Origin of the sequence: Streptomyces sp. NPDC059668 (assembly GCF_042734135.1) — a bacterium.
In the GTDB taxonomy this organism is placed as follows: Bacteria; Actinomycetota; Actinomycetes; order Streptomycetales; family Streptomycetaceae; genus Streptomyces.
Genome location: NZ_JBHWEL010000029.1, coordinates 1 through 8216 on the forward strand (window position 1 = coordinate 1; position 8216 = coordinate 8216).

The 8216-nt window shown below is 72.7% G+C and carries 6 protein-coding genes and 1 pseudogene; 3 read left to right on the plus strand and 4 right to left on the minus strand.

Annotated elements, in window-relative coordinates:
* Window positions 1-95 precede the first annotated feature (95 nt).
* Window positions 96-977 (minus strand): formyltetrahydrofolate deformylase, encoded by an 882-nt coding sequence (purU, locus tag ACFV2J_RS21630; RefSeq protein WP_385097598.1) that lies wholly within the window; start codon window positions 975-977, stop codon window positions 96-98.
* Between the two features lie 72 nt (window positions 978-1049).
* Entirely contained in the window at window positions 1050-1550 is a 501-nt protein-coding gene (locus ACFV2J_RS21635; protein WP_385097602.1) for a hypothetical protein, read from the minus strand.
* A gap of 117 nt (window positions 1551-1667) precedes the next feature.
* Here ACFV2J_RS21635 and ACFV2J_RS21640 point away from each other — a divergent pair, with 117 nt between their 5' ends.
* Window positions 1668-2969 carry an ABC transporter substrate-binding protein gene (locus ACFV2J_RS21640; protein ID WP_385097600.1) on the plus strand — a complete coding sequence of 434 codons (1302 nt, stop codon included), beginning with the start codon at window positions 1668-1670 and terminating at the stop codon, window positions 2967-2969.
* A 54-nt stretch (window positions 2970-3023) separates the two neighbouring features.
* Here ACFV2J_RS21640 and ACFV2J_RS21645 read toward each other — a convergent pair whose 3' ends face one another.
* Window positions 3024-4820, minus strand: a complete 1797-nt coding sequence (locus tag ACFV2J_RS21645) for a hypothetical protein (RefSeq protein ID WP_385095875.1) — start codon at window positions 4818-4820, stop codon at window positions 3024-3026.
* 202 nt (window positions 4821-5022) lie between these two features.
* Complete coding sequence (locus ACFV2J_RS21650) at window positions 5023-6408, minus strand: transcriptional regulator (RefSeq protein ID WP_385440059.1); 1386 nt, start codon at window positions 6406-6408, stop codon at window positions 5023-5025.
* A gap of 297 nt (window positions 6409-6705) precedes the next feature.
* Between ACFV2J_RS21650 and ACFV2J_RS21655 the strand changes: the two genes are divergently transcribed.
* Window positions 6706-7368, plus strand: coding sequence for a bifunctional DNA primase/polymerase (locus tag ACFV2J_RS21655; protein ID WP_385095878.1), 663 nt, complete (start codon window positions 6706-6708; stop codon window positions 7366-7368).
* Window positions 7369-7478: 110 nt separating this feature from the next.
* Window positions 7479-8124: pseudogene (locus ACFV2J_RS21660) on the plus strand (ABC transporter ATP-binding protein); the annotation flags it as partial.
* Between the last annotated feature and the right edge of the window lie 92 nt (window positions 8125-8216).

An 8216-nucleotide genomic window follows, 5' to 3' on the forward strand; every position in this document is an offset into this window, starting at 1 on the left:
GGGTAGTTCAGCCCGTCCGGCGTTTGAGGACAAGGCCCTTAAGGCCGATACGGGGGTCTGGGGGCGGAGCCCCCAGGGGGCGCGGGCCGCGTCGGCTACGCGAAGATGACCGTGCGGCGGCCGTTCAGGAGGATCCGGCGTTCCGCGTGCCACTTCACCGCCCGCGCCAGCGCCCGGCACTCCACGTCCCGGCCGAGCGCGACGAGCTGGTCGGGGGTCACGTCGTGCGCGACCCGTTCGACCTCCTGCTCGATGATCGGGCCCTCGTCGAGGTCCGCGGTGACGTAGTGCGCGGTGGCGCCGATGAGCTTGACCCCCCTGGCGTGTGCCTGGTGGTACGGCTTGGCGCCCTTGAAGCTCGGCAGGAAGGAGTGGTGGATGTTGATGATCCGGCCGCTGAGCTGCTTGCACAGGTCGTCGGAGAGCACCTGCATGTAGCGCGCCAGCACGACCAGCTCGACGTCCTCGGCCCTGACCAGCTCCAACAGCTGCGCCTCGGCCTGCGCCTTGGTGTCCCTGGTCACCGGAATGTGGTGGAAGGGGATGTTGTACGAGTCCACAAGCTCGGCGAAGTCCGTGTGGTTGGACACCACGGCCGCGATCTCGACGGGCAGCGCCCCGGTCCGCGCGCGGAAAAGCAGGTCGTTGAGACAGTGGCCGAACCTGCTGACCATGAGGACGATGCGCATCTTGTCCTCGGCCCGGTTGATCTGCCAGTCCATGTGGAAGGAGTCGCCGATGGCCGCGAAGGTCGCCCGCAGCTTGTCCACGGTCACCGGCGACTCCGCCGAGAAGTGGACGCGCATGAAGAACAGGCCCGTGTCGTGGTCGCCGAACTGCTGACTGTCCTCGATGTTGCAGCCGGTCATGAAGAGGTAGCTCGACACGGCGTGCACGATCCCCTTCTTGTCCGGGCAGAAGAGGGTCAGGACGTACTGCTCGGCGGGCTCGGCGGCGCGCACGGACTGCTCGTTCATGCGCCACAGGGTCCCATACGGGGCCTCCGCGACGGACGACCGTCCCGCCACGCGGACGCCCGCGCCGGGGTGCTACGCCGAGCGCGTCACGATCCGCAGTACCTCCAGCGTGCGCGGTGGGACGTCGGGGTCCTCGCCGTCGCTCGCGGCCAGCCGGACATGCGCGTCGCGCGCCGCCCGCACCGCCTCCGGCCAGGAGGCGTGGTCGACGTACGCGGAGACCGGAGCGTCGGGTCCGACCTGGTGCATGATCCGCAGGACGCGGAGTACCGCGGTGTCGACGAGGGCCGCCTCCTGGGAGTCCCGGAAGATCGTGCCGACGTACTTCTCGGCGGACCAGTTGTCCAGCCAGGTGTCCTCGACCAGCCGGTACACGGCATCGGTGACGTCCCCGTATCCGTCGACGCCGGCCAGCCAGACGTCACGCTGGAAGGCGGGGTCGGAGAGCATGTGCAGCGCGGAGCGCACATTGCTGCGCCAGCGCCACCAGGGCATGTCGTTCAGTGGCATGCCGCCCATGGTGGGGGAGCGACGGCCGCGACGGGAAGAGTTCTCCGAACCTTGCACGGTCACCGATCGTACGTTCTTCATGAAAAGCAGATCATCCGCCCCTCCAATTCACCCCTAAGTCACCTCGTGTTGACCACGGGTCACACACGGGTTTGTGATGTGGGGGAATCGTGCGTGTCCATGACCGGCAGGCGACGTACCCGCACCACCTCACCCACTCACCCCCGACCCACAGGCGCCAGACTGCTGTCCGCGGCCGCGCTGGTCGCGTCCGCGTCGATCGCCGTCGGCTGCGGCGTCGTACCCGGTGTGGGGGGTTCCGGGGACGACACCATCAAGGTGATGACCTGGGCCCCTCAGGACACCGCGGCGACCAACAAGCCCGGTATGCCCGCCATGGCCCAGGCCTACGCCCGCTGGGTGAACGCGCACGGCGGCATCAAGGGCCACAAGCTCACCGTCCTGACCTGCAACGACCACAACGACACCGTGGGTGCCGCGCAGTGCGCCCGGCGCGCGGCCAAGGAGAACGTGGTCGCCGTCGTCGGCTCGTACAGCCAGCACGGCCGCTCGTTCCTGGCTCCGCTGGAGGCCGCCGGCATCCCGTACATCGGCGGTTACGGCGTCACCGACGACGAGTTCACGAGCCCGGACTCCTACCCGATCAACGGCGGCGCGCCCGCGCTGCTCGCCGGCCTCGGGGAGCAGCTCGGCAATAAGTGCGGCCCGGTGTCGCTGATCCGCCCCGACACCGTCGCGGGCGACCAGCTCCCGGTACTGCTCGACTCGGGCCTCAAGACGCAGAAGCACGCGCCCGCCGACGACCAGCGGGCCGCCGAGGACGCGACCGAGTACTCCGGGCAGGCCAAGCGCGCTCTCGACCACGCGACCGCGAACCCGCAGAACACGGGGTGCGTGGTGACGGCGCTCGGGGACCGCACGGACACCTTCATGGACTCCTTCCGGCGCAGCCGCGCGGACTACCGGAAGGTGGGGACGGGCACGGTGCTCGGCAGCATCGACCAGTCTCGGATCGACGCCAGCGGCGGGAAGTCGGGCCCCTACGAGGGCGCGTACGTCACCGGCTGGTACCCGGTGGCCAGCGACGCGCGCTGGAGCCCGATGCGCAAGGTCATCAAGGAGCAGGCCTTCGGCGACAACCGGATCGACCCCGCGGACGCCGGGGTGCAGACCACCTGGATCGCGTACAACGTGTTCAAGGAGATCGTGGAGTCGCTCGGCGGCGACGTGACCTCGAACGCGATCCGGCAGACCCTCGACAACGGCCTCAAGGTGACCACGGGCGGGCTCACCCCGACGCTCAGCTGGCGCTTCGAGGACCTGATCGCGGCCGTCGACTTCCCGCGCCTGGTCAACGCCAACGTCACGTTCCAGGTGGTGCGGCAGGGCCAGCTGGTCCCCGCCGGCGACGGCAAGTTCAAGGACGAGTCGCAGACCCTGGAGAACGCGGACCAGCACTGAGCCGCCGGGGGCCCGCCGCGCCGGATCATCCGGTGCGGCGGGCCCCCGCGGTTTTCACAGCTGGATCGGTGTGCGCTGCGTCAGTCCGTACTTCGACGCGATGGCGTTCCACAGTCCGGCGGCCTTCGCCTTCTGCGCGCTCGCGGTGCCACTGGCCGCGTTGGCCGCCTGGGTCTGCCCGGTGCTCCGGGCGTGGCCGCCCTTGCAGCCCCTCTTGCCACCCACCTGGTCGGCCCAGGCCGCGTAGTGGTTGTCGGCCGCCGCGGAGGCCTTCCACGCGTTGTTCAGCGCGGCGGTCAGCGCGGCGTGGTTCGGGAGCTTGTCGACGGAGAGGGCGGAGAGCCGGGTGACGAGCCCGGCGCGCTGCTTGGCCGCGCCCCGCAGATCGCCGGCCGCCTGGCCCAGGTTGTTGCACGCCTTCACGTTCTCGACGGCCTTGACGACCGAGTCACGGCTGTTGTTGCTGTCCGCGAGGAGCTTGTCCAGCGCGACGGCCTGGGCCTTGACCGGGTCGGTACCCGCGGGCGCCGAGCCGTCGGTGGCGGCGGCCGTCGCCGACACGTTCTTGCTGCCGCCGTCCGCGGTGCCGCCGCTTCCGCCGCCGCCGCTGAGCAGGGCACCGGCGCCGACACCGAGCACGACGATGCCGATGCCGACGGCGGCGATCAGCGGGACGCGTGAACCCCTGCGCCCGCCACCGCCCTCGGGCGCCGCGCCGCGCCGGGTGGCGGCCCGCCCGCCCGGCCCACCGGGCGCCCCCGGGGCCTGCGGGGCATACGGAGCCTGCTGGGCATACGGAGCCTGCGCCGCGTACGGGGTGTGCGGGGCCTGCGGGGTGTGCGGGGCCTCTGCTTCGAAGCGCGGAAGCTGCTGCGTGGACGCGGGCCCTTCCGGTGCGCCCGAATCGGCGCGGAACAGGTTGTCGAACTCGGCGGGCGGTTGCCGGTCCTCCGGGCCGCCCGGGCCTATCCCGTACGCCGCCGGGGGCTGGTCGGCGGGGACCGGAGCCATGTACTGGGTGGCCTCGGCGTCCGGGTTCGCGGCCGGGGACGGCGATCCGGCGCCGGGCAGCCCCTGGGGCGCGTGCCCCGGGAACTGCGGGCCCCCGCTCACCTCGGGCGGCAGGGCGCCGGGGCCGATCGGCGGCAGGAACTGGGTCGCGCCCTCGTCGGCGGCCGGGACGGGCGGGATGTACTGCGTGGCGCCCTCGTCGGCGACGGGCGGCAGGGCACCGGGGCTGACGGCGTGCGGCAGCGGCGCGGACTGGCCGCCTCCCGCGTACCTGTCCTGCGCCTGGCCGCCCTGAGCGCCGTACGCCTGGGCCTGTCCGTTGTCGTAGGAGCCGTTCCCGTACGAGCCGTTCTCGTACGAGGACGTCCCGTGGCCGCCGTACGACGGTGGCTGCTGCCCGCCGTAGGGCTGGGGCGGCGCGCCCTCGGCCGGGAGCGGCCCGGCGCCCGGACCCTGCTGCGGCGCCTGCGCGCCCTGCTGGGCGGACGTGCCCCAGCGCGCGTCCGGGGCCTGGTCCGACCCCGCCGACCAGCCGGCGGAACCCTGGGGCGACGCCTCGCGGGCGCCCCATTCCCCGCCGGACTCGGCCGGCCGGCCCGCACCGGACTCGCCCCAGGTCTGGGTGCCGTTCGCCGGCGGCCCCCAGCCCTCACCGGGCTGTGGGGCGGGAGCGGCCGCGGGGTCGGGACCCCACCGCTGGTCCCAGGACCGGCCTCCCGCCGGAACGGCCTGGTCGCCCGTCATGCCCGGCAGCAGCGGCTCGCCACCGTCGGAGGGCAGCACGATGCCTTCACGCGCGGGGCGCGCCGAGGGCTGCTCGCCCTGTCCACTCTGCGTCACCGGGACTCCTACTTATGGGGGACCTTCGGAATCGTCGGCTCACGCTACCGGGTCCCCACGAGCCCGTGCCACGCAGCACGGGCCAACACCCCTGCTCCCTGTGACCTGGGTAACGAATACGCCCCGCCGTGCGCTGTATTCCCCTCCTCTCCCGCGGGACACCGTCGTTTTCCCGCCGTTCACGCCCGCGCGTGGCAAACGTTCACGCGGCCGCCTGAAGCTCCAGCCTCGCCCCGAACTCCCTCACCACCGGCTCGTCCCGGTAGGGATCGAGGCGTTGTTGCAGGTCCTCCAGGTACTCGGCGCCGCGGTTGGAACGCAGCGTGCCCAGCAACTCGACCGCCCGCAGCCCCGTATGACACGCCTGCTCCACCTCGCGCTGCTGGACCTGCGCGGTGGCGAGCAGCACATAGCCGATGGCGCGGCGGCGGGCCCGCGACTCCGGATGCCCGGCCAGCGACTCCTCCGCGCACCGCGCGGCCGCCTCCGACTGCCCCAGGTCCCGGTGGCAGTGCGCCAACTCGTCGGCGAGATAAGCCTCGTCGAAGTGCGCGATCCACGTCGGGTCGTCGCCCGAGGCCGCGTCGGCGGACTCCAGCGCGGTGACCGCGCGCCCGGACGCCACCTGGGCGGCGCGCGCGTCGCCCATCAGCGCGTGCCCGCGCGCCTCCGCGGCGTGGAACATCGACTCCGCGCGCGGTGTCACCCGGCCCCGCGCGCCCTCCTGGGCGGCGCGCGCCAGCTGTGCGATCTCGCGCGGGTTGCCGAGCTGCGCCGCCAAGTGGCTCATGGACGCGGCGAGTACGTAGCCGCCGTACCCCCGGTCCCCGGCCGCCTGGGCGAGCCGCAGCGCCTGGATGTAGTAGCGCTGGGCGAGTCCCGGCTGACCGGTGTCGATGGCCATGTAGCCCGCGAGTTCCGTCAACCGGGAGACCGCGGCGAAGAGTTCACGCCCGACCGCCTCCCGGTAGGAGCCCGCGAGCAGCCCGGAGACCACGCTGTTGAGGTAGTGCACGACGACCGGGCGGACATGGCCGCTGCCGTACTGGTGGTCGAGGTCCACCAGCGCCTGGGTCATCGCGCGGACCGCCGCCACGTCCGAGAGCCCGACCCTCGGGCCCGCCGCGCGCGCCACCTGGGAGTCCGGCGCGGAGATCAGCCAGTCGCGGCTGGGCTCGACGAGCGCGGAGGCGGCGACGGACGACCCGGACAGGAAGTCCCTGCGCCCGACGTCGCTCCGCCACAGCTCACACACCTGCTCGATGGCCCCGAGGACGGTCGGCGAGAACTGCAGTCCGACGCCGGAGGCGAGGTTCTTGCCGTTGGCCATGCCGATCTCGTCGATCGTGACCGTACGGCCGAGCTTGCGGCCCAGCGCCTCCGCGATGATCGCGGGGGCCCTCCCCCGCGGCTGCTGGCCTCGCAGCCAGCGGGCCACGGACGTCTTGTCGTAGCGCAGGTCGAGGCCGTGCTCCGCGCCGCACATGTTGACCCGGCGGGCCAGGCCGGCGTTGGAACAGCCCGCTTCTTGGATGAGCGCCTGCAGTCGTTCGTTCGGCTGCCGCGCGACGAGCGGCCTTGCGGCCATGCGTACCCCCTGTGGCTGCGGTGCCTGCCCACGCACCGGTGTGACGTGTCCTCGATCGGCCGACGACACGGAACGAGGTCGGCCATGAAGATCAATGCCCCGCAGACATACCGAAGATGCGAGGCATGTGAGGATTGCCGGGGTAAGGGCAGTTGCCCGACCCCTCCGCTGGTTACCCACCCCCCGCTGCCGTTCCCCATGCGCGCCCCCACCCGTGCATCCATGCGCCCCACATGCGGGAACGATGCCCCTCCCCCGCGCACGGGACGCCCGTAACCCCCCGTGGCCACCAGAGTTGTGTTCATCGTGGAAGAGACCATCGCGGGGCCCGAGGCCGCCCAGATCCCGAAGCAGCGCGGCGAATCGCTGCTGGACACCGCCGTGCGATATGCCGAGGAACGCCACTGGGACGTGTTCCCGGGGGCCTGGCTGGAAGCCGTCGACGGGACACAGCGTTGCTCCTGCGGCGACGGCGGATGCCCCGCGCCCGGCGCACATCCGGTGCGCGAGGACTGGGCCGCGCAGACGACCGGCAGCGCGACCGTCGCCCGCCGCCTGTGGTCGAAGCAGCCCACGGCGTCGATCCTGCTGCCCACCGGGCGTACGTTCGACGCGATCGACGTGCCCGAGTCGGCCGGCTTCCTCGCGCTCGCCCGGATGGAGCGGATGGAGCTGACGCTCGGTCCGGTGACGTGCGCGCCGGACCGGCGCATGCACTTCTTCGTGCTCCCCGGCGCCGCCGCGAAGGTCCCCGACCTGGTACGCAAGCTCGGCTGGCCGCCTGCCTCGCTCGACCTCCTCGCGCTCGGCGAGGGCTCGTACATCGCCGCGCCGCCGACCCGGTTCGGGTCCCGGGGGGCGGTGCAGTGGGCCTGTCGCCCCACGCCCGCGAACCGCTGGCTGCCGGACGTGGAGGAGCTGATCTCACCGCTCGCCTACGCATGCGGACGGGACCGGTAGGACGGTAGGGCTGTAGCGCTGTAGGACCGCGGGTCCGGTCCGGCCTCGTCGTGGCCGGCCGCGCGGTTCCCCGGCCCCGGGACGGGGGCGCTCCCCCGTAGGGTGCCTACATGACCCAGGGAGCAGCCGTACACGTGCAAGGGCTCTGGAAACGGTTCGGGGAGCAGGTCGCCGTCGGCGGGATCGACCTGGAGCTGCCCGCGGGCCGGTTCATCGGGCTCGTCGGCCCGAACGGGGCCGGGAAGACCACCACCCTCTCGATGGTGACCGGACTGCTCAGGCCGGACCAGGGCACCGTCGAGGTCGTGGGCCGTGACGTGTGGCGCGACCCGGCGGCGGTGAAGGCCCGGATCGGCGTCCTGCCCGAGGGCCTGCGGCTGTTCGAGCGGCTCTCCGGGCGCGAACTCCTTGCCTACACCGGCCGGTTGCGCGGCCTGCCCGGTGCGGAGGTGGACAAGCGCGCCACTCAGCTCCTCGACGTCCTCGACCTCGCGGGTGCCCAGCACAAGCTCGTCGTCGACTACTCGACGGGCATGCGCAAGAAGATCGGCCTCGCCGCCGCCCTCCTCCACAACCCCGAAGTCCTCTTCCTCGACGAGCCGTTCGAGGGCGTCGACCCCGTCTCCGCGCAGAGCATCCGCGGTGTCCTGGAGCGGTACACGGGATCGGGCGCCACGGTCGTCTTCTCCTCCCACGTGATGGAACTCGTCGAGTCGCTGTGCGACTGGGTGGCCGTCATGGTCGCGGGGGGCCGCCCCCCCCCCCGCCCCCCCGCGGGGGGGCGCCGCGGCGCCCCCCCCCACCCCCCCGCCGTCCCCGCAAACGGAGGCGCGCCCCGGCGCCCCCCC

Coding starts and splice junctions, on each gene's coding strand:
- ACFV2J_RS21650 (WP_385440059.1), bottom strand. CDS start 6,408: ATGGCCGCAAGGCCGCTCGTCGCGCGGCAGCCGAACGAACGACTGCAG.
- ACFV2J_RS21640 (WP_385097600.1), top strand. CDS start 1,668: ATGACCGGCAGGCGACGTACCCGCACCACCTCACCCACTCACCCCCGA.
- purU (WP_385097598.1), bottom strand. CDS start 977: ATGAACGAGCAGTCCGTGCGCGCCGCCGAGCCCGCCGAGCAGTACGTC.